General features: G+C 56.0%; 20 protein-coding genes. 10 read left to right on the forward strand and 10 right to left on the reverse strand.

Annotated elements, in window-relative coordinates:
- Positions 1–171: 171 nt before the first annotated feature.
- The 5 genes from sanA to G163CM_RS02385 all read right to left on the reverse strand — a co-directional run bounded on the left by sanA (position 172) and on the right by G163CM_RS02385 (position 4,135).
- Positions 172–882, reverse strand: a complete 711-nt coding sequence (sanA, locus tag G163CM_RS02365) for an outer membrane permeability protein SanA (RefSeq protein ID WP_015963741.1) — start codon at positions 880–882, stop codon at positions 172–174.
- A 122-nt stretch (positions 883–1,004) separates the two neighbouring features.
- A complete protein-coding gene (gene cdd / locus G163CM_RS02370; RefSeq protein ID WP_231826741.1) occupies positions 1,005–1,889 on the reverse strand; it encodes a cytidine deaminase in 885 nt (294 codons plus the stop codon).
- Between the two features lie 126 nt (positions 1,890–2,015).
- Positions 2,016–2,711, reverse strand: coding sequence for a CidB/LrgB family autolysis modulator (locus G163CM_RS02375; RefSeq protein ID WP_015963743.1), 696 nt, complete (start codon positions 2,709–2,711; stop codon positions 2,016–2,018).
- Positions 2,708–3,106 carry a CidA/LrgA family protein gene (locus G163CM_RS02380; protein ID WP_149462463.1) on the reverse strand — a complete coding sequence of 133 codons (399 nt, stop codon included), beginning with the start codon at positions 3,104–3,106 and terminating at the stop codon, positions 2,708–2,710. Before G163CM_RS02380 ends, G163CM_RS02375 begins: the two co-directional genes overlap by 4 nt.
- A 105-nt stretch (positions 3,107–3,211) precedes the next feature.
- On the reverse strand, positions 3,212–4,135 hold the full coding sequence (locus tag G163CM_RS02385; RefSeq protein ID WP_015963745.1) for a LysR substrate-binding domain-containing protein: 924 nt from the start codon (positions 4,133–4,135) through the stop codon (positions 3,212–3,214).
- Between the two features lie 125 nt (positions 4,136–4,260).
- Between G163CM_RS02385 and mhbT the strand changes: the two genes are divergently transcribed.
- From mhbT to dusC, 6 genes are all read left to right on the forward strand, one after another.
- Positions 4,261–5,619, forward strand: coding sequence for a 3-hydroxybenzoate transporter MhbT (mhbT, locus tag G163CM_RS02390; RefSeq protein WP_015963746.1), 1,359 nt, complete (start codon positions 4,261–4,263; stop codon positions 5,617–5,619).
- Positions 5,620–5,630: 11 nt separating this feature from the next.
- Entirely contained in the window at positions 5,631–6,668 is a 1,038-nt protein-coding gene (gene gtdA / locus G163CM_RS02395; protein ID WP_231826742.1) for a gentisate 1,2-dioxygenase, read from the forward strand.
- 14 nt (positions 6,669–6,682) lie between these two features.
- The gene (locus tag G163CM_RS02400; protein ID WP_015963748.1) at positions 6,683–7,384 is read left to right on the forward strand and encodes a fumarylacetoacetate hydrolase family protein; all 702 of its coding nucleotides are present in this window, start codon (positions 6,683–6,685) and stop codon (positions 7,382–7,384) included.
- An 8-nt stretch (positions 7,385–7,392) separates the two neighbouring features.
- A complete protein-coding gene (gene maiA / locus G163CM_RS02405) occupies positions 7,393–8,037 on the forward strand; it encodes a maleylacetoacetate isomerase (RefSeq protein ID WP_231826743.1) in 645 nt (214 codons plus the stop codon).
- Between the two features lie 14 nt (positions 8,038–8,051).
- Positions 8,052–9,245 (forward strand): 3-hydroxybenzoate 6-monooxygenase, encoded by a 1,194-nt coding sequence (locus G163CM_RS02410; RefSeq protein WP_231826745.1) that lies wholly within the window; start codon positions 8,052–8,054, stop codon positions 9,243–9,245.
- A 62-nt stretch (positions 9,246–9,307) separates the two neighbouring features.
- Positions 9,308–10,243 carry a tRNA dihydrouridine(16) synthase DusC gene (gene dusC / locus G163CM_RS02415; protein ID WP_108473674.1) on the forward strand — a complete coding sequence of 312 codons (936 nt, stop codon included), beginning with the start codon at positions 9,308–9,310 and terminating at the stop codon, positions 10,241–10,243.
- On the opposite strand, the gene G163CM_RS02420 is transcribed toward dusC, so the two are convergent.
- The gene (locus G163CM_RS02420) at positions 10,240–10,971 is read right to left on the reverse strand and encodes a class I SAM-dependent methyltransferase (protein WP_231826746.1); all 732 of its coding nucleotides are present in this window, start codon (positions 10,969–10,971) and stop codon (positions 10,240–10,242) included. The two genes, dusC and G163CM_RS02420, sit on opposite strands and share 4 nt — an antisense overlap.
- 259 nt (positions 10,972–11,230) lie before the next feature.
- On the opposite strand from G163CM_RS02420, the gene mdtQ reads away from it, so the two are divergent.
- Complete coding sequence (gene mdtQ / locus G163CM_RS02425) at positions 11,231–12,670, forward strand: multidrug resistance outer membrane protein MdtQ (RefSeq protein WP_231826747.1); 1,440 nt, start codon at positions 11,231–11,233, stop codon at positions 12,668–12,670.
- On the opposite strand, the gene G163CM_RS02430 is transcribed toward mdtQ, so the two are convergent.
- The gene (locus G163CM_RS02430) at positions 12,665–13,228 is read right to left on the reverse strand and encodes a DedA family protein (protein ID WP_015963754.1); all 564 of its coding nucleotides are present in this window, start codon (positions 13,226–13,228) and stop codon (positions 12,665–12,667) included. The two genes, mdtQ and G163CM_RS02430, sit on opposite strands and share 6 nt — an antisense overlap.
- Positions 13,229–13,379: 151 nt before the next feature.
- Between G163CM_RS02430 and G163CM_RS02435 the strand changes: the two genes are divergently transcribed.
- Both G163CM_RS02435 and pbpG read left to right on the forward strand, forming a co-directional pair.
- Positions 13,380–13,967 (forward strand): Yip1 family protein, encoded by a 588-nt coding sequence (locus G163CM_RS02435; protein WP_015963755.1) that lies wholly within the window; start codon positions 13,380–13,382, stop codon positions 13,965–13,967.
- Between the two features lie 179 nt (positions 13,968–14,146).
- Positions 14,147–15,091 carry a D-alanyl-D-alanine endopeptidase gene (gene pbpG, locus G163CM_RS02440; RefSeq protein WP_231826748.1) on the forward strand — a complete coding sequence of 315 codons (945 nt, stop codon included), beginning with the start codon at positions 14,147–14,149 and terminating at the stop codon, positions 15,089–15,091.
- 121 nt (positions 15,092–15,212) lie between these two features.
- Here pbpG and G163CM_RS02445 read toward each other — a convergent pair whose 3' ends face one another.
- Both G163CM_RS02445 and dld read right to left on the reverse strand, forming a co-directional pair.
- On the reverse strand, positions 15,213–15,761 hold the full coding sequence (locus tag G163CM_RS02445; RefSeq protein WP_231826749.1) for a GNAT family N-acetyltransferase: 549 nt from the start codon (positions 15,759–15,761) through the stop codon (positions 15,213–15,215).
- 98 nt (positions 15,762–15,859) lie between these two features.
- The gene (dld, locus tag G163CM_RS02450; RefSeq protein WP_231828316.1) at positions 15,860–17,623 is read right to left on the reverse strand and encodes a D-lactate dehydrogenase; all 1,764 of its coding nucleotides are present in this window, start codon (positions 17,621–17,623) and stop codon (positions 15,860–15,862) included.
- A gap of 196 nt (positions 17,624–17,819) precedes the next feature.
- Between dld and bglX the strand changes: the two genes are divergently transcribed.
- Positions 17,820–20,117: a beta-glucosidase BglX gene (bglX, locus tag G163CM_RS02455; protein ID WP_231826750.1), complete on the forward strand. Its 2,298-nt coding sequence runs from the start codon at positions 17,820–17,822 to the stop codon at positions 20,115–20,117.
- A gap of 90 nt (positions 20,118–20,207) precedes the next feature.
- Here bglX and G163CM_RS02460 read toward each other — a convergent pair whose 3' ends face one another.
- Positions 20,208–21,326: an IS481 family transposase gene (locus tag G163CM_RS02460; protein WP_420851343.1), complete on the reverse strand. Its 1,119-nt coding sequence runs from the start codon at positions 21,324–21,326 to the stop codon at positions 20,208–20,210.
- Positions 21,327–21,582: the final 256 nt, after the last annotated feature.

Below are 21,582 nucleotides of genomic sequence, written 5' to 3' on the forward strand. Positions count from 1 at the left end.
ATAGAAATAATTATCAAAATGATAATGTCTTATTTTTTATTTATTACCGTGCTTATTTTATCTAAACCGTTTATGAAGTAATTCATCCAGATGAAATATATCGACTGGTTAATGCGTAATTTAAGTGACATTAAATCGCGTATACGCTTTTAATGCGTAACATTCTACACATTACGGCTTTTGCAATTTCAACAATTGCTCCGGCGTGACTGCCGGATACCCCTGCGCATCTTCCGGCACTTCATGCTGTGTCGGAATCGGAATGAGCGGACCTAAAAAGCGCGGTTCACGTTTAAAGACATACAGGTCAGCCAGCGCGCCAAACCGCGCGCCAAATTCGCGCAGGCGAACGTTCCACATATCTTTTGGCGATGGCACAGCGTAGCACTGAGCCTGAATGCCCATATGCAGCGCGATAAACAGCGCGCGTTCGCAGTGGAAGCGTTGGGTGATGATAATAAAATCGTTGGTATCAAAGACTTTACGCGTGCGGACGATGGAATCAAGCGTACGGAAACCGGCGTAGTCGAGCACGATATCCGCCGGGTCGACGCCAGCGGCAATGAAATCTTTGCGCATGGTCATCGGCTCGTTATAGCTTTGCAGCGCGTTATCGCCGCTTAGCAGCAGATAGTTCACCTTGCCGCTGTTATAAGCATTAAGCGCGCCCTGAATGCGATAACGGTAATACTGGTTAATCACGCCTTTGCGGTAATACTTGGCGGTGCCTAACACTACGCCGACCTGGCGGTAAGGGAGATCCTGCAGATCGTCGTAGATATACGGCGCGGTTTTCCAGCTCATCCAGCGATCGAGACCTAACACGGTCAACAGCAGCAGGCCGAGCAGGACTAACAGGCTGTAAAACACGCGCTTCAACATAAAAGGCTCAATGATGGTGAAAAGGAGTCTTCAGGCTACTTTACCCGTCGCTTAAGAGCAAGAATCTGCGCGTTAATTGCAGGGAAATTCGCCAGTTGCGGGCTTTCGCCCGCACTGAAAGATTAACCGAGAAGGACGCGGTCGATGTTCTGGCAGCCTAACGCTTTCAGCGTCGCTACCGTCGCATCCCACTGGATGAGCGGCGCATCGGCGCGTTCGGCAAGCATCGCGCGGGTAATGGCGGGATAATCATAGCCATGCAGGCTTAACAGATTCAGCGCGCCCTGTAATGGCGGTAGAGTTGGGTTGAAGGCAGCATTTTCAGCGTAGCTGCCGCTAAAAATCGTGCCGTCGGCCAGTTCCAGCGCCACGCCGGAGGGCGACTTGCTGTAGGGCGTATGACTTCTGTTCGCCGCTTTAATGGCCGCCTGAGTTAACGCATCGCCTTGCAGCGGGTAACCGTGGTCCTGCTCATCCATCAGCAGCGTTTTGATGTCGAGATCTTTCGGCCCGAACGCATCCGGCAAATAATCTTTCAGCGTATGGGGCGCACGGCCCGGCAGGTTGATGCGCAGCGCCAGCCCGCTGTTCAGTTCATTCATAAACTGACGGCAGTGGCCGCAAGGGGTGTAGTTGACGGTGATCGCCGCAAGGGCTTTTTCACCGCGCAGCCAGGCGTGGCTGATAGCGCTTTGTTCGGCATGGACGGTTTGCTGCATGGTCGCGCCCAAAAATTCCATATTGCCGCCGAAGTACCAGGTTCCGCTTACGCCGCGCGCAATGGCGCCAACGTTGAAGTGGGAAAGGTCGGCGCGCGCGCAGGCGGCAGCCAGCGGCAGAAGCGCGAAAGCCAGCGCGTCTTCGTCCAGTCCTGTCGCGCTACGCAGCGATGAGACCTGCCCGGCGCTCAGCATCGCGGAGAAGTGCGCATCAGCCAGCACGGGGGCGATGGCTGTTTGCAGGTCCGCAGGCAGTTGCGAAAAAGCAGATTGAAAACGTGGATGCATGGCGTTGCCTCGTAACAGTGTAAGGGTAAACAGTGTACGTGCCGGTTACGCTTTTATTAGTGATCTAAATCTCATTATTTATGCAACGTATGCAAACGTTATGCAAAATGTGTGACCTGTCGCATTTTAGCCGACAACAGAGAGAATTATCGGGAACAGGAACGGGGCGACCAGCGAGGTAATGATCCCGCACAGCACCAGCGCCAGCGAACTGAATGCGCCTTCCTGATAATCGACTTCCGCGCAGCGAGCGGTACCGAGGGCGTGAGAAGCCGTCCCCATCGCCAGGCCACGCGCGGCTTTGGTATTAATGCGCATCAGGTTCAGCAGAGTATGGCCAAATACCGCGCCCAGAATCCCAACGAAAATCACGCAGACGGCGCTAATGGCTGGAATACCGCCAATGCTGCCGCCGACGGCCATCGCGATCGGCGTCGTGACCGATTTCGGTAAAATAGACGCGGCAATTTCGGGGGATGCGCCCATCATCAGCGCCACCGAAGTACCGGTAACCATCGCCACTACGCTGCCGAAAAAGCAGATAGTGATAATCGATTTCCAGCGCGCGCGGATTTGGTGCAGCTGTTCATACAGCGGAAAGGCGAGGGCCACGACCGCCGGTTGCAGCAGATCGTTCAGGACTTTGCTGCCCTGGAAATAGTGATCGTAAGGAATGCCGGTCAGCAGCAGGATGGGAATAATCACCACCATCGCCACTAACAGCGGATTGAGAAGCGGGAATTTGACCCGTGCGGCCAGCCAGCGTGCGGCAAAAAAGACCGCCAGCGTCAGCGGCAACGACCACCAGATATAGTGCATCATTCGTCAGTTCCTTTTTGACCAACTACTTTGCGTTCACCATGGATAATGTGCGAACTCCAGCTCACCACCAGGAAGACGACGAGCGTACTGACCGCGCAGGAGACGACGATAGGGCCGAACTGGGCGCTGAGCAGGTCGTAATATTGCATCACGCCAACGCCGATAGGCACGAACAGCAGCGCCATATAGCGGATGAGAATGTAGCAGCCCGGCAAAACCCACTTCGACGGCAGGATTTGCAGCGCCAGTAAAACGAACATAATCAGCATCCCGATAATACTGCCGGGGATGGTGATCGGTAGCAGCGAGGCGATAAAAATTCCCGCATACAAACAGGCATATATCAGGACGAAAGCACGCAGGTATTGCCAGATAATATTCAGCGATTTGCTCATGTTGGTTACCCTTGATGGAACGCATTCATCATACAATTAAAGCCAGAAATGTGCTACTGATCACATCATGAATTGTGAGCATACCTGACATAGACAAGCGGAACATCAGGCATCTGACTGAAGCGGATGCGATAAATGATAAAGAAAGCGACTCAGCGCCTGCGAGGGCTGATCGTTTTTTCTCCAGAATACGCCGACGCTGCCTTTCTGCTCAATCTTCGGCAACGCCAGAATCGTGAGCTGCCCTTGTTGGGCGTAGCGTTCTGCCAGCCGCAAAGAAAGAATAGAAATCATATCGCTGCTTTGCAGCAGGTTCACGCTGACGTTCATTGAGGCGGATTCAATGGTGTTTTCCGGCAGCATCACGCCGTTATCAACAAGGGCGTTATCAATACTCTGGCGGATCGGCGTGCCGGTGGGCCAGACTATCCAGCGCCAGGGTTCCAGATCCTTCCAGCTCAATCGGTCGTAAGCCGCGAGAGGGTGATCGGTGCGGGCAACAAAGCAAACGGGTTCCGTATACAGCACCTGATAATTCAACGGCAGCTCCAGCGCGCGCCCGCCGATACGTCCGACCACCACATCCACCACGCCTGACTGCAAATCATGCAGCAGCGGCGTCATTACCTTTTCTTCGATGTTCAGATGCAGAGAAGGCATCTCTTTGAGTAGCGGAAAAATCGCCTGCGAGACGCAATCGGTCGCCACTGGCGAGCAGCCGATTTTCAGGCTGCCGACCAGGCCGCCCTGTTTGAAACGTTCCATCTCAAACTGCGAACGTTCGAGATCGTTAATTAAGCGTTGCGCGTGCGCAAGCAATAGCTTTCCCCCTTCAGAAGGGCGTAAGCCTTTGCTGTGACGCTCGAAAAGTGTGATCCCGACCTCTTCTTCGAACTGTGTCAGCCACTTGGAAAGGGCCGGTTGCGTGATGTGCATCTTTTTCGCCACCTGGGTCAGATTGCACTGCTCGCCCAGCGCGACCAGCATTTGCAGGTGATGAAGCTTCAGTTTTTGCGTCCAGTTTGCCATCAGCAATAACCTCCAGGTTATGACGCTGCACGGAAAGCCATTGTACAACTCATTTCAATTACCACAAAATTGCTACATACAAACAACAAATACAACATCTACCCTACACACCTGAGGCATGGCTTATGACTCAACGACGTGAACTACAAGCTCTGATTGATGCAGCCCCCATCGGCGCGCTCCAGTGGCGTGTCATTATCTGCTGTTTTCTGGTGGTGATGATGGATGGATTCGACACGGCGGCGATCGGGTTTATTGCTCCCGATATCCGCGCACACTGGCAACTGACGGCAGCAGAACTGGCCCCACTATTTGGCGCTGGCCTGCTCGGTCTCACCGCCGGGGCGCTGCTTTGCGGGCCACTTTCCGATCGCTTTGGCCGTAAACGCGTCATTGAATGGTGCGTGGCGTTTTTCGGCATCCTCAGCCTGCTCTCCGCTTTTTCGCCAGACCTGCAAACGCTGGTGATCCTGCGCTTCTTAACCGGGCTGGGCTTAGGCGGCGCAATGCCCAATACCATCACCATGACCTCCGAATACCTGCCAGCTCGTCGTCGCGGCGCGCTGGTGACCCTGATGTTCTGCGGCTTCACGCTCGGCTCCGCCTTTGGCGGGATTGTCAGTGCGCAGTTAGTGGGCATGATCGGCTGGGCGGGTATTCTGGTACTTGGCGGCGTCCTGCCGATGATCCTGTTCTTCTACTTACTGGTTGCACTGCCGGAATCTCCCCGCTGGATGGTGCGTCGTCAGCGGCCTCAGGCGCACATCGCAAGGCTGGTCAGTGAGATGACCCAGGAGCGCCATGACGACACCATCTTCTGGCTCGATGAACCTACGTCGGTACACAAAGGCAGCATTGGCCAGCTTTTCGCCGGACGCCAGCTCGCTATCACGCTGATGCTGTGGGTGGTGTTCTTTATGAGCCTGCTGATTATCTATCTGCTCTCAAGCTGGATGCCGACGCTGCTTAATCATCGTGGCATCGACCTGCAACACGCGTCATGGGTGACGGCGGCGTTCCAGATTGGCGGCACAATGGGCGCGATTCTGCTCGGCGTATTAATGGACAAATTCAACCCCTTCCGGGTGCTGGCGGTGAGCTACGCGCTGGGCGCGGTGTGCATCGTGATGATTGGCCTGAGTGAAAACGGCCTCTGGCTGATGGCGCTGGCGATTTTCGGCACGGGGATTGGTATCAGCGGCTCGCAGGTTGGGCTGAACGCCTTAACCGCCATGCTCTACCCAACCCAAAGCCGCGCGACGGGCGTGAGCTGGGCAAACGCGATTGGTCGCTGCGGCGCGATTGTCGGCTCGGTTTCCGGCGGGGTAATGATGGCGCTGAATTTCTCTTTCGACACTCTGTTTTACGTGATTGCCGTCCCGGCAGCCATCAGCGCCATCATGTTGACGCTGCTTACCCTGGCTGTTCGCCGGACGACAAGAGTACCCAACCCGCTGCCTGCTACAGGTGTGGTGAATAAATAAGGAGAATAACAATGAGCCAGATGAATCCGGACGTCAAAAATGAACGGCAACAATACTATCAGCACATTTCCGGGCAGAACCTGACCCCGCTGTGGGAATCGCTGCACCACCTGGTGCCGCAAACGCCGAACCCGACCTGCGCGCCTGCCCACTGGAGCTATCAGGAAATTCGCCCGCTGCTGCTGGAAAGTGGCAGCCTGATTGGTGCGAAAGAGGCTGTACGCCGCGTGCTGGTGCTGGAAAACCCGGCCCTGCGCGGACAGTCTTCCATTACCTCATCGCTGTACGCCGGTTTACAGCTGATTATGCCGGGTGAAGTGGCCCCGAGCCATCGTCATAACCAGTCGGCACTGCGCTTTATTGTGGAAGGCAAAGGCGCATTTACCGCCGTCGATGGCGAGCGCACCCAGATGCATCCGGGCGACTTTATTCTCACCCCGCAATGGCGCTGGCACGACCATGGCAACCCAGGCGACGAGCCGGTGATTTGGCTGGATGGACTCGACTTGCCGCTGGTGAACTATCTGGGTTGCGGTTTTGCCGAGGATTACCCGGAAGATCAGCAGCCGGTCACCCGCAAAGAAGGCGATTATCTGCCGCGCTACGCCGCCAATATGCTGCCGTTGCGCCATCAAACCGGTAACTCATCACCGATTTTCAACTATCGCTATGACCGCAGTCGCGAAGCGCTGCACGACCTCACTCGCCTGGGCGATGCCGACGAATGGGACGGCTACAAAATGCGCTATGTCAACCCGGTAACGGGCGGCTACCCGATGCCATCCATGGGCGCATTCCTGCAACTGCTGCCGAAGGGCTTCCGCTCCCGCCAGGCGCGCACCACTGACAGCACGATTTATCACGTGGTGGAAGGCAGTGGCCAGGTCACCGTCGGCGACCAGGTGTTCAGCTTTAAAGAGAAAGATGTCTTTGTCGTGCCGACCTGGCACAGCGTGTCGTTCGATGCGCAGGACGAGACCGTGTTATTCAGTTTCTCGGACCGCCCCGTTCAGGAAGCGCTGGGCCTGTTCCGCGAAGCACGCTACTAATCAGGAGAAGAATAATGAGCAAGTATGTATTTGAACCCCAGGCCCCCGTTGCGATCCCGGTTGTGGGTAGCGATGAACAGTTCCCGGTCCGCCGTGTTTATTGCGTAGGGCGTAACTATGCCGCCCATGCCCGCGAAATGGGCTTTGATCCGGATCGCGAACCGCCATTCTTCTTCTGTAAACCTGCTGATGCGGTTGTACCTGTTGCCGCAGGCGAAACGCTCAATCTGGCGTACCCGGCACAGACTGACAACTATCACTATGAAATTGAGCTGGTAGTGGCGATTGGCAAAAAAGGCAGTGATATTCCGCTGGAAAATGCCCATGAATATGTCTGGGGCTATGCGACCGGCCTGGATATGACGCGCCGCGATCGTCAGATGGAGATGCGCCAGATGGGCCGCCCGTGGGAAATCGGTAAAGCGTTCGATAACTCCGCGCCCATTTCGCCGCTGCATAAAGCCGCTGACGTTTCCGGCGTCGATAACGCGCCCATCTGGTTACAGGTGAACGGGGAAGATCACCAGCGCAGCGACATTAAACATCTGATTTGGTCAGTGAATGAAACCATCAGCTATCTGTCTCGTTTCTTTGAACTGCAACCGGGCGACCTGATTTTCACCGGCACACCGGAAGGCGTTGGGGCAGTAGTGAAGGGCGATACGATTACCGGCAACGTGGATGGTTTAACGCCTATCGCCGTGAAGATTGTTTGAGGTGACGGATGAAGCTGTACAGTTTTTTCAATAGCTCGGCCTCCTATCGGGTGCGCATCGCGATGGCACTCAAGGGAATCGATTATGACACCGTCGGCGTCAATATTCGTATCGGCCAGCAAAACGCGCTGGAGTACCGCAGGCTGAACCCGGTTGGGCTGGTGCCTGCGCTGGTGACGGACGATGGCGAATCACTGGGGCAGTCGCTGGCGATTATTGACTGGCTGGACCGCCATTTTCCGCAAACCCCGCTGCTGCCGGGTAACGATCCGGCGCGGATGCGGATTCTGGAAATCGTCTATGCCATTTGTTGCGATATCCACCCCATTAACAACATGCGCGTCCTGCGCTACCTGAGCGATGAGCTGAAGGTCAGCGAAGAGGATAAAAAACGCTGGTATGCGCACTGGGTCCAGCAGGGGCTGAGTGCGGTGGAGCAACTGCTGCGCCACAGCCAGTCGGGGCAATTCTGCGTGGGCGATACGCCGACGCTGGCCGATTGCTGCTTAGTGCCGCAGTGGGCCAATGCGTTACGTATGGGTTGCAGTCTTAGCGGGTATCCCCGCTGTAAAGCCGTGTATGAAGCCTGTTCCGCGCTGCCAGCGTTCGTCGCTGCCGCACCCGAGAACCAACAGGACAAAATCCCGGCATAATAAGGAGAGTTATCATGGCAAAAGTGACGAGTGCAATTATTGTCGGTGGCGGGATTGGCGGCGCGGCGACCGCGTTGTCTCTGGCGCGTCAGGGCATCAAGGTGATGTTGCTGGAAAGGGCGCATGAAATTGGTGAAATCGGCGCGGGCATTCAGCTTGGCCCGAACGCGTTTTCGGCGCTGGACAGCCTGGGCGTAGGCGACGTTGCCCGCCAGCGCGCGGTATTTACCGACCATATCACCATGATGGACGCGGTGAACGGCGAAGAAGTGGTGCATATCGAAACCGGGCAGGCGTTCCGCGACCACTTTGGCGGCCCGTATGCGGTTATTCACCGTGTAGATATTCATGCGACGGTATGGGAAGCGGCGATGGTGCATCCGTGCGTGGAATATCGCACCTCAACGCATGTGGTGGATATCCGGCAGACCGACCACGATGTCACCGTATTCGATGACAAAGGCAATAGCTGGACGGCAGATATTCTGATTGGCTGCGACGGCGTGAAATCCGTGGTGCGTCAAAGCCTGCTGGGCGATACCCCGCGCGTTACCGGACACGTGGTGTATCGTGCAGTGATTGACTGCGACGATATGCCGGACGATCTGCGCATCAACGCCCCGGTGCTGTGGGCAGGCCCGCACTGTCACCTGGTGCATTATCCGCTGCGTGGCGGCAAACAATATAACCTGGTGGTGACGTTCCACAGCCGCGAGACGGAAGAGTGGGGCGTGAAGGACGGCAGTAAAGAAGAGGTACTCTCTTACTTTAAAGGTATTCACCCGCGTCCGCGCCAGATGCTCGACAAGCCGACCTCCTGGCGTCGCTGGTCTACCGCCGATCGTGAGCCGGTGGAAAAATGGGGCAACGATCGCATTACCTTAGTGGGCGACGCGGCGCACCCGGTAGCGCAGTATATGGCGCAGGGCGCGTGCATGGCGCTGGAGGATGCGGTCACTATCGGCAAAGCGCTGGCGCAATGTGACGGCGATGCGGCGGAAGCCTTCGCGCTGTATGAGTCCGTGCGTATTCCACGCACCGCGCGTATTGTCTGGTCGACCCGCGAAATGGGGCGCATTTATCACGCCGCAGGTGTTGAACGTCACGTGCGAAACCTGTTGTGGAAAGGCAAAACCCAGGCCGAGTTCTATCGCGCGATGGAGTGGCTCTACGGCTGGAAAGAAGATAACTGCCTCGAACCCCGCTAACAGGCTTTTAACCGATGAAAAGAGGCGCTAACATAGCGCCTCTTTTTTTACCGGGTATCAATATGCGTGTTTTACTGGCGCCGATGGAAGGCGTGCTCGATTCGCTGGTGCGCGAGCTGCTGACCGAAGTGAATGATTACGATCTCTGCGTCACCGAATTTCTGCGCGTGGTGGATAAACTGCTGCCGGTAAAATCGTTCCATAAACTGTGCCCGGAACTGAACAACCACAGCCGCACACCGAGCGGTACGCTGGTGCGCATTCAGCTTCTCGGTCAGTATCCCGAATGGCTGGCCGAAAACGCCGCCCGGGCGGTAGAGCTCGGTTCATGGGGCGTCGATCTTAACTGCGGCTGTCCGTCCAAAATGGTGAACGGCAGCGGCGGTGGGGCGACATTGCTAAAAGATCCCGAGCTCATCTATCGCGGCGCGAAAGCGATGCGTGAAGCGGTACCAGCGGCGCTTCCCGTGACCGTTAAAGTGCGTCTGGGCTGGGACAGCGGCGCGCGTCAGTTTGAAATTGCCGATGCGGTGCAGCAGGCAGGCGCAACCGAGCTGGTTGTGCACGGTCGTACCAAAGAGGATGGCTACAAGGCCGAGCGTATTAACTGGCAGGCCATTGCTGACATTCGCCAGCGCCTGACTATTCCGGTTATCGCCAACGGCGAAATCTGGGACTGGGAGAGCGCGCAACAATGCATGGCGGTGACCGGATGCGACGCGGTGATGATTGGCCGCGGCGCGCTGAACGTGCCGAACCTGAGCCGGGTTATCAAGTACAACGAACCGCGAATGCCGTGGCCGGACGTGGTGCGTCTGCTGCAAAAATATTGTTTGCTGGAAAAACAGGATGACACCGGGCTGTATCATCTGGCGCGCATCAAACAGTGGCTGGGCTACCTGCGCAAAGAGTACGAGGAAGCCACAGAACTGTTTATGGCAGTGCGGGCGTTGCAGGACTCCGCCTCGGTGGCGCGCGAAATCCTGCGCTGGCGTTAAGCTTTTCGGGCGCTCAGAATAAAAATCATCGGGCGCTCTTTCTCTTCATCCAGCGCCGGGTTAACGGCGATTTGCTCAGCCGTCGGCCCCCATTCATCCAGCGCCTCAATGATAAAACCGGCGGTAATTAACGCATTGATCCAGGTGGCGAGTTTCCGGTGCTGCTTCTTCACGCCATCGGCAAACCAGTTGCTGATGCGCTCGCCTTCCTGCTGATACTGGCTGACCGGCCAGTGTTTATTTCCCTGATTATCCACCACCCATTGTTGATTTGCCGGTGCGGTATAAACAGGATGCTCGGCGGAGAAAACCAGTTTGCCGCCAGGCTTCAACGCCTGATGCAGGGCGCGGAATAAACGGTCGATGTCTGTGAGATAGTGCAGCGCCAGCGAACTGTAGGCCAGGTCGAAGGTGCTGGCTGGCAGAACAAGCGTTTCCAGGTCAGCCCGCTGATAGGTAATGTGTTGACCGGACGTCATTTCCTGCGCCTTCGCGAGCATTTTCTGCGAAACATCCAGCCCCAGCACATTCGCTGCGCCGTTATCGCGCGCCCAGCGGCAAAACCAGCCGTAGCCGCAGCCTAAATCAACAACCTTCTTGCCCTGAATTTCAGGCAGCATTGTTTGAATACGCGGCCACTCCGGCGCGCCGTCTAACCCTTTTACTGAGCGATCCAACGTAGCGTAACCGGCAAAAAAGTGCGGATCGTCATAAATATTTTGTGTCATCAATAACCTCTGAAATATTCATATAATAAATAATTATGCCAACATTAAAGGCTAAATTATATTAAGTCGCACGGTTTAATCCGATCTGAATCAAAAAATAAGCGCAGAAGTTTTCCAGAATGTCGTTAACGTATTTATAAGGCGCATAAATAACGCGATGTAATGATTTTTCACGGATGACGCTTGCACACGGGTTACTAAAGCAAAACGCCTGATTTTCTCTATTATTTGCGCCTCTTTTCAGACGCTCGCAAATTCCATGAAACATTCTGTTAGAACGCTCGCGGTATTTAGTTTACCGATTATATTTACGCTTTGCGCCTGTGCGCCATCGCATGAAACCGATGCACGTCTGGCGAAAAAGGTGCCCGTTTCGCATATTGACTCCTCGCTGCCCGAGGCGCTGAAAAATGGCTGGCCGACATCCACGTGGTGGCACGACTATCACGATCCGCAGCTTAACGCGCTGATTGAACGTGCGCTGCGCGACGCGCCGGATATGGCTGTCGCGCAGCAGCGTATCAAACTTGCGGAAGCGCAGGCCAAACAGGCCGAAGCAAACGGCGGGCCGCAGGTGAATTTCTCCGCTGACCTGGAACGCCAAAAAATGTCGGCGGAAGGGCTGATGGGGCCGTTTGCTTTCGATGATCCGGCAGCAGGCACCACGGGCCCGTGGTACACCAATGGCACCTTCGGCTTAACGGCGGGCTGGAATGTCGACCTGTGGGGGAAAGATGCCGCGCAGGTGAGCGCGCGAATTGGCAAAGTGAAAGCCGATATCGCCGAGATGGCGCAAACTCGTCAACTGCTGGCGAGCAGCGTGGCGCGGCTGTACTGGCAGTGGCAAACGGAATCGGCCATTCGTCAGCAGCTTGAACAGATTCAGAAAGAACAAAATCTGATTGTGTCGGTGGATAAAAAACTCTATCAGGCGGGCATTACCGACTCGGTGGAAGGCGTTGAAAACGATATCAACGTCGGCAAAACCGGGCAGCAACTGGCGGATATCGATGGCAATCTGAAAGAGATTGAAGCGCGGTTGATGGCGCTCACCAACGCGCAGTCAACGTCGTTGCAGTTGAAAACGGTGGCGTTACCAACCGTGGCGGCACAATTGCCCGCACAACTGGGCTTTGAGCTGCTTGCGCGTCGCCCGGACCTCCAGGAAGCGCGCTGGCTGGTGGAATCCACCCTCAGCGATATCGATGCGGCGAAAGCGGCGTTTTACCCGGACATCAATATCATGGCGTTCCTGCAACAGGACGCTCTGCACCTGAGCGACCTGTTCCGCCACTCCGCACAGCAGATGGGCGTCACCGCAGGGTTAACGCTGCCCATCTTTGACAGCGGCAGATTAAACGCGAATCTGGATATCGCCAGCGCGGAGAATAATTACTCCATTGCCCGTTACAACAAAGCGGTGGTTGATGCCGTTAACCAGGTGGCGAAGTGCGCCAGCCAGATGGAAACGCTGACCGCGAAAAAACAGCAGCAAACTAATGTGCAACGTGATGCCGGACGCGTGGCGGCGCTGGCGCAGGCGCGGCTGAAGGTGGGGATCATTTCCAACGCGCAGTACAGCCACGCGAAGCTGCCGGCGCTGCATGAGCAGATTAACGCCCTGAAATTACAGGGCGAATGGCTGGATGCCTCCATCCAGCTGACTTCTGCGCTCGGCGGCGGGTATCAGGCGTTATGATTTATCCGCGCGGCGTTTGAACCACCAGCGCAATGCAAACACGATGGCGACGGCCAGAATTACCCAGATCCAATGTTTCAAATGGGTGTCGAGGTTGTGCAGCCATGGCGCAATCACTTCACCGCCCACATAGCCGAGGGTGGTGAAGATCAGCGCCCACAGCAGCGCGCCAAAAATATTGAGCGGCAGAAAGAGTTTCGGCGGTATGCGGCTGGCACCGATCAACAGCGGGCCGATAATACGAAAGCCGTACATAAAGCGGCTGCCAATCACGAAGAGGTAAGGATGACGCTGGATCAGCCGTTGCGCTTTGCGGATTTTAGTGTGCTGACGCGAGTAGCGCTTCAGCATGCGCCCGCCAAAATGACGGCCCAGCAAATAGAGCACCTGATCGCCAATCATCCCGCCGAGCGCGACGGAAACCACCACCAGCGGGAAACGCAGTAACCCCTGATGCGCCGCCACGCCGCCCAGCAGCGTCACCGTTTCGCCTTCCGCCATGCTGCCCAGCACCAGCACGGCATAACCATATTGTGAAATCAGAGCCGGTATATCCATCGTTATCTTCGTTTCCTTTAAACATCTTCTATAAGCATACACCCCTGAGCGAAAGCCGGGGGTGGCGTTATTTTTTGTCTGCTCAATAAATAATCTATTAGTGTGAATTATACTTACGCTACGTGGTACGAAGCCGTGTCGAGGAGGCGTTATGAACCATGTCTGGGGTCTGTTTTCCCATCCCGATCGAGAAATGCATGTCATTCGGAGTGAAAACGAAACTGTTTCACACCATTACACGCACCATGTTCTGTTGATGGCTGCGATTCCTGTTATCTGTGCATTTATAGGAACAACACAGCTTGGCTGGAATTTCGGCGATGGCAATGTGGTTAAACTGTCACCCGTGACCGGTTTAATCCTGGCCGTACTTTTCTATGGGGTAATGCTCGGGGGCGTCGCGGTGATGGGGCGCGTCATCTGGTGGATGGCGCGTAACTATCCTGAGCGTCCGTCGCTCAAGCGCTGTATGGTGTTTGCCGGTTATGTCGCGACGCCGATGTTCCTGAGCGGTATCGTGGCGCTCTATCCGTTGGTCTGGCTCTGTGCGCTGATCGGTACTGTTGCGCTGTTCTACACCGGTTATCTGCTTTATGTCGGTATCCCAACGTTCCTCAATATTGACCGGGAAGAGGGGCTGAGCTTCGCCAGTTCAACCCTGGCGATTGGCGTACTGGTACTGGAAGTGCTGCTGGCGATCACCGTCATTCTGTGGGGCTATGGTTACCGATTGTTCTGATCCGTTCTAATGCATTGCTGGTGTGAATTATTTCACGCCAGCAATGCAGCATTTATTCACTATTCTTTTCTGGTAGGTGCCTTGCGCTCCGCGCTATGATGACGGCCTCGCTGCGTTGCCTTAACGCGCGTGGCGACCATATTCCATACAGTGCATAAATAACCACCAGAAAACACATCATGCAGAAATTTCGCGTTTCCCTGCTCAGCCTGGCGTTAATGCTGGCTGTGCCTTTTGCGCCTCAGGCGAGTGCTAAAACGGCGGCGACTGCCGCAGCCTCGCGCCCGGAAATTGCTTCCGGGAGCGCGATGATTGTCGATCTTGAAACCAATAAAGTGATCTACGCCAGCCAACCGGATCTGGTGCGCCCGATTGCGTCCATCACCAAAGTGATGACCGCAATGGTGGTGCTGGATGCGCGCCTGCCGCTTGATGAGATGCTGAGCGTCGATATCAGCCACACGCCGGAGATGAAAGGGATCTACTCCCGCGTGCGTCTGAACAGTAAAATCAGCCGTAAAAATATGCTGTTGCTGGCGCTGATGTCGTCGGAGAACCGCGCGGCGGCAAGCCTGGCGCATCACTACCCTGGCGGTTACGATGCCTTTATTCGCGCCATGAACGCCAAAGCTAAATCGTTGGGAATGACGCACACCCGCTATGTGGAACCGACCGGGTTGTCGATTCACAACGTGTCAACGGCGCGCGACCTGACCAAAATGCTGATTGCCACCAAACAGTATCCGCTGATTGGTCAGTTGAGCACCACGCGTGAGGATATGGCGACCTTTGCTAACCCGGCGTATACGCTGCCGTTCCGCAACACCAACCATCTGGTGTACCGCGATAACTGGAATATCCAGCTGACCAAAACCGGCTTTACTAATGCGGCGGGTCACTGTCTGGTGATGCGTACGGTGATGAACAAACGTCCGGTGGCGATGGTGGTGATGGATGCGTTTGGTAAATATACCCACTTCGCTGACGCCAGCCGTCTGCGTACCTGGGTAGAAACCGGTAAAGTGATGCCGGTTCCTGCGGCCGCGTTGAGCTATAAAAAGCAGAAAGAGTCGCAGATAGCGGGCAACCTGGCGCACGGTAAAGTGACGACCCAGGAAGATTAAGTTTATTCGGCTTCGGCGCGGTAACGCCGGATGGCGCTGCGCTTATCCGGCCTACGGGGCGGTGTGGGGTTTTGTAGGCCGGATAAGGCGTAGCCGCCATCCGGCAAAGTGCGGCAATTTACTACTCCGGCAGCGTCCAATCCCCATCATTAAGCGGGCGCTGCATGATCAACGTATCCCGCCAGTCACCGAGCTTATAACCTACGCTGCGCAACTGCCCGGCAATCTCAAATCCCATTTTTTTATGCAGGTTCAGCGATCCCGGGTTGTTGTGCCCATCGCCGACCACCGCCAGCATCTGTCGCCAGGGCCCCTGCTCGCAAATCTCAATTAACCTGCCCAGCAGCGCGCTGCCAATGCCGTGTCCGGTCATGGTCGTATCCAGATAAATCGACTCCTCCACCGTATAACGATAGGCGGGGCGAGGGCGGTAGGGCGACGCATAGCAATACCCGACCACCACGCCGCGATACAGCGCAACCAGCCACGGCAGACCGTGGTCATTGACCTTCTTCATGCGTTCGCGCATTTCATCAATGGATGGCGGGGTTTCTTCAAAGGAGGCTCGCCCGTTCAGCACGTGCCAGGCGTAAATAGCGGAAATGGCGTGGACGTCATCAGGCTGGGCTAAACGAATTTCAACATCAGTAGCGGCTTCGCGCGCGGACATACTCAGATTCCTTGTGAAAAAAATCGCCGGAGAAGCGTTCCCCCGGCGTCATTCACTCACTCTAATACGGCGCGAACCTGAATAACAATCCGTCTCTCTTATTTCACAGAGGGCTCGTCGCTTGCGGCAGAAACGCGATTATTCTGCGGCTTTCCTTCACCCCAGTATTTCTGTTTACTGGTTTTACCGATGCCGGGGTTCATGCTGTTCGTCGGATCGTTTTCACGATAAAAACGTTTTAACGTGTCGGCGGCTTCGTACAGATGTCCAACGTTATGTTCCGCCGGATATTGCGCGCCACGTTCGCGAAGCAGCACCAGCATTTTTTCTTTCAACTCGTGGGCGTCCACGCCTTTTTTGACGATGTAATCCTGATGGAACACGTGGCACATAAAGTGGCCGTAGTAGAGCTTATGCACCAGTTGGCTGTCGATTTCCGGCGGTAGATGCTCGAACCACTCGGTATCATTACGACGCAGGGCGATATCCAGCGCCAAAATGTCTTCCACTTCATCGGCGTGCACTGCCTGATAGCGAATGGCCGCGCCCGCTGCCGCAAAACGGTGCAGGAAGGCTTTGCTGCCCTCTTCGGCAGTACAGACAAAATAGCCGCCTTCCGCCTGTTTGAAGTACTCCGCCAGCCAGGCCTGCGCTTCTTCAATACCGTCGCCCGCCATTTTCAGCAGCAGGTGATGCTCATATTTATCGCGCCACTGTTTCATACGCGCCGGAAGGTGCGCCGGGAAGACGTGGCCGACTTTCTGCATAAAACGGTCGGTAAAGTGCGGCTTAAACAGCGACACTTTGTCCAGCATCGCGTCGGTGCGCCCCTTCAGCGTAAAGAAGAACGGCATTTTGTCGGTGCCGAGTTTGTCGATCATCAGGAAGGTATCTTTGCCGTACTGCTCGGCGATATCGTAAATATCGCGATGCATATATTCGCCCGCCACCGGCAGGTTTTTGAATTCCGCCAGAATGTGGCGACGGATTTCCGTCAGCACGTCCGGCTGATTGGTGCCGATGTAAAACACCTGCTGACGTTTTTCCGCCGGGAAGGTGTCCAGTCGCACGGCGAAAACGGCCAGTTTTCCGGCGCAGCCGGAGGATTCGAACAGGCGTGCCGGGTCTGCGTTGTAGCGGGCTGGGGTGTCGGCTTCAACATCGCGTACGCGAGTGACGTAATCGTGATCGTGCGCGTGGCGGCCATCGTGGCGCACGTCGCTGTCTTTCACGCGTTCATCATCGAGTTTGCTGAGGATCTGCTCCGGCGTTTCACCCAGATCAATGCCCAGGTGGTTAACCAGCGTCAGCTTGCCGTTCTCATCAATACGCGCAAACAGCGACATTTCGGTATACGCCGGGCCGCGCTGCACCAGCGATCCGCCGGAGTTGTTGCAGATCCCACCGATAACCGAGGCGCCAATGCAGGAAGAACCAATCACAGAGTGTGGTTCGCGTCCCAGCGGCTTAAGCGCTTTTTCCAGAGAATAGAGCGTGGTACCCGGCCAGGCCAGCACCTGTTCGCCTTTATCAAGCAGATGCAGCTTATCAAGACGCAGGGTACTGATGATGACAATTTCGCGATCGTAATCGTTGCCGCTTGGCGTTGAACCTTCGGTCAGGCCGGTGTTTGCCGCCTGCATCAGAATGATTTTATCCGCGTTCACGCAGGCGTTGAGGACGCGCCACAGTTCAAGCAGTGAACCGGGGAAGACAACGGCCAGTGCGTCACCGTGACCGGAGCGGAAGCCCTTGCGATAGCGGGCGGTTTTCGCCGGATCGGTCAGCAGGTGAGCGTGACCGACCAGGCGGGTGAGTTCGTTAATTAGCGCTTTATTATCAGTGGTGGCTTGTGCAGACATCATTCCACTCCTTGTGGTGAGACTAATTTGTCGTCCCTAAGAATAGCGCTTTGCAGATTTATTGGGAGTACGAATGTTTCGAAAATTCAGAGAATAACTTTCGCTTTCTACTCCTCAGCCGTTTAGGCTTATGGCAAACTGCGGTTTTTCATCAACTTTCGCCGATTGACTGGCATGGAATAAAGAGACTAACAACATGAAATGGTTATGTTCTGTAGGCGTCGCCGTGAGCCTGGCGCTGCAACCCGCGCTGGCGGAAGATCTGTTCGGCAATCATCCTTTGACGCCCGAGGCGCGGGATGCCTTTGTTACCGAATTGCTCAAAAAGATGACGGTTGATGAAAAAATCGGTCAGCTTCGTCTGATAAGTGTCGGCCCGGATAACCCGAAAGAGGCGATCCGCGACATGATTAAAGAGGGCCAGGTTGGGGCTATCTTTAACACCGTCACCCGCCAGGATATCCGCAAAATGCAGGATCAGGTGATGGAACTGAGCCGCCTGAAAATTCCTCTCTTCTTCGCCTACGATGTGCTGCATGGCCAGCGTACCGTCTTCCCGATAAGCCTCGGACTGGCGTCCAGCTTTAACCTTGATGCGGTGCGCACCGTGGGGCGCGTGTCTGCTTATGAAGCGGCGGACGATGGCCTGAACATGACCTGGGCGCCGATGGTTGACGTCTCGCGCGACCCGCGCTGGGGTCGTGCTTCGGAAGGCTTTGGCGAAGATACCTATTTGACCTCCATCATGGGCAAAACCATGGTGGAAGCGATGCAGGGCAAAAGCCCGGCGGATCGCTATTCGGTGATGACCAGCGTGAAACACTTCGCCGCCTACGGCGCGGTTGAGGGCGGGAAAGAGTACAACACCGTTGATATGAGCTCGCAGCGTCTGTTTAACGACTATATGCCGCCGTACAAGGCGGGGCTGGATGCGGGCAGCGGTGCGGTGATGGTCGCGCTGAACTCGCTGAACGGCACGCCTGCAACCTCGGATGCCTGGCTGCTCAAAGAGATCCTGCGCGATAAGTGGGGCTTCAAAGGCATTACCGTTTCCGACCATGGGGCGATTAAAGAACTGATTAAACACGGTACGGCTTCTGACCCGGAAGATGCGGTACGCGTGGCGCTGAAGTCCGGCATTAACATGAGTATGAGCGATGAATATTACAGCAAATACCTGCCGGGGCTGGTGAAATCCGGCAAGGTGACGATGGCGGAACTGGACGATGCCACGCGTCACGTGCTGAACGTCAAATATGATATGGGGCTGTTTAACGACCCGTACAGCCACCTTGGGCCGAAAGATTCAGACCCGCAGGACACCAACGCCGAAAGCCGTCTGCATCGCAAAGATGCGCGTGATGTCGCGCGCGAAAGCCTGGTGCTGCTGAAAAACCGTCTCGAGACGCTGCCGCTGAAGAAATCGGGCACCGTGGCGGTGGTTGGCCCGCTGGCCGACAGTAAGCGCGATGTGATGGGTAGCTGGTCGGCAGCAGGCGTAGCAGACCAATCGGTGACCGTGCTCACCGGGATTAAAAACGCGCTGGGTGATAAGGGCAAAGTGGTTTACGCCAAAGGGGCGAACGTTACCAACGATAAAGGCATTGTCGACTTCCTGAATCTGTATGAAGAAGCGGTCAAAGTTGACCCGCGTTCCCCGCAGGCGGTGATTGATGAAGCGGTGGCGGCGGCGAAGCAATCCGACGTCGTGGTGGCCGTGGTGGGCGAAGCGCAGGGGATGGCGCATGAAGCCTCCAGCCGCACCAATATTGAGATCCCACAAAGTCAGCGCGACCTGATTGCCGCGCTGAAAGCCACCGGCAAACCGCTGGTGCTGGTGCTGATGAACGGGCGTCCACTGGCGCTGGTGAAAGAGGATCAGCAGGCAGATGCCATTCTGGAAACCTGGTTCGCCGGTACCGAAGGCGGCAACGCCATCGCCGACGTGCTGTTTGGCGACTACAACCCGTCCGGTAAATTGCCGATGTCCTTCCCGCGTTCAGTGGGGCAGATCCCGGTTTACTACAGCCATCTCAACACCGGTCGTCCGTATAACGCGGATAAACCGAACAAATACACCTCGCGCTACTTCGATGAAGCCAACGGCCCGCTTTATCCATTTGGTTATGGCCTGAGCTACACCACCTTCACCGTTTCTGACGTGAAAATGTCAGCACCGTCAATGACGCGCGACGGCAAGGTCACCGCCAGCGTAGACGTTACCAACAGCGGTAAGCGTGAAGGCGCGACGGTGATTCAGATGTATTTGCAGGATGTGACAGCGTCAATGAGTCGCCCGGTGAAACAGTTGAAAGGCTTTGAGAAAGTGACGCTGAAACCCGGCGAAACGCAAACCGTGAGCTTCCCGATTGACGTAGATGCGCTGAAGTTCTGGAATCAGAGCATGAAATACGATGCCGAACCGGGCAAATTCAACGTTTTCATCGGCGTGGATTCGGCGCGCGTGAAGCAGGGGGAGTTTGAGCTGAAGTAGGCCTTCGCCCCTCACCCCTCACCCTAACCCTCTCCCCTGTACAGTCCGGGGACATGGTAGACAGGTGTTCGGGGACATGGTGAACACTTTTTAACATCCTTTACCCATGGAGATCGACCTTTTCTTCAGGTCGATCACCCCCACTTTCGTACTGTACCACCACACTTCATAGCAGCCATCCTCCTGCGTCTCCTTCAGCCCGACCCGCTCTCCCCTGAACGCATTGCCTGCCTTCAGACTGATACCTTTTATGCTCAGCTTCCCGCTGATATCGACCTTCCTCACCATCACCCCTTCATCATATTCCGGTGGCGTAATGCTGTCGCTGTACTGCCTTGCAGACGGCTGATACCGCGAGGCCGGAACGGCCATACCCAGGGCTTCATGGGGCCGTTCAAGGTTATACACCGTACGCCAGTGGTCGAAAGCACGCTGCAGCTCTCCGCTGTCTGTGAACCACTTACCCTGCAGTACTTCCGCCTTCAGGCTGCGGTGAAAACGTTCCAGCTTGCCCTGTGTCTGCGGATGATATGGCCGGGAATGCCCCACCCGGATACCCTGGCGCATCAGCCACAACTCAAGTGCCGTCCAGGTGCCGGTGGTGTCGCCCCACGGTGAGCCGTTGTCCATCGTCATCCGGTCTGGCAGCCCGTAGCGTTCAAACACGCTGACCAGCTGCTGCTGCACGGTCTCACGGCGTTCATCGGTGCAGGGTGCCAGACACAGGGAGAAACGAGAGTGGTCGTCCAGCAGGGTGAGCGGATGGCAGCGGCCCCCACCGAAGGGGAAGTGGCCCTTAAAATCCATCTGCCAGAGTCGGTTCGGCGCGTCATGTTCGAAGCGCCCTGTGGCCGGAATGCCCGGAGCCGTGCCCGGTAGCAGACCATGACGGGCCATCAGGTTATGGACGGTGCTGAAGGCGGGCATACGGTGTCCCTGGTCTTCGAGCCAGCGCTTTATCTTGCGGGCACCCCAGCGCTCATGACGGGCATGGGCGATGCGCAGCAGGTCAGTGATATCATCCGGAGAACGGTTGGGAGAGTGATGAGGTACGCGGGGACGGTCCAGAAGACCGGATGCGCCTTCCTCAGCCCAGCGACGAAGCCACTTGTAACCGGTGGCGGGAGAAATGCCGTAGTGACGGCAGAGGGAACGGATGTTCGCCCCGTCTTGTGAGGCGAACAGAACAAACTCGGAACGTAATGACATGGTATCTCTCGCATCCTAGGGCATAAGCGACTCCATAAACGGATTCTTATGCCTTAGTTGTAAGTGTCTACCATGTCCCCGAACAAGTGTTAACTATGTCCCCGGACCGTACATGGGGAGAGGGCCGGGGTGAGGGGGCACTCACCGCACCTACCAAAAATCAATCCCCATCCCCCATCCATTTCCCACTTCCGTGAACATCGTCACCTTCTGCAATAACATTTCGCTATCACCCCCGTTTTGCTCGCTCTTTTAT

This window comes from Pseudocitrobacter corydidari (genome assembly GCF_021172065.1).
GTDB classification, from domain to species: domain Bacteria; phylum Pseudomonadota; class Gammaproteobacteria; order Enterobacterales; family Enterobacteriaceae; genus Pseudocitrobacter; species Pseudocitrobacter corydidari.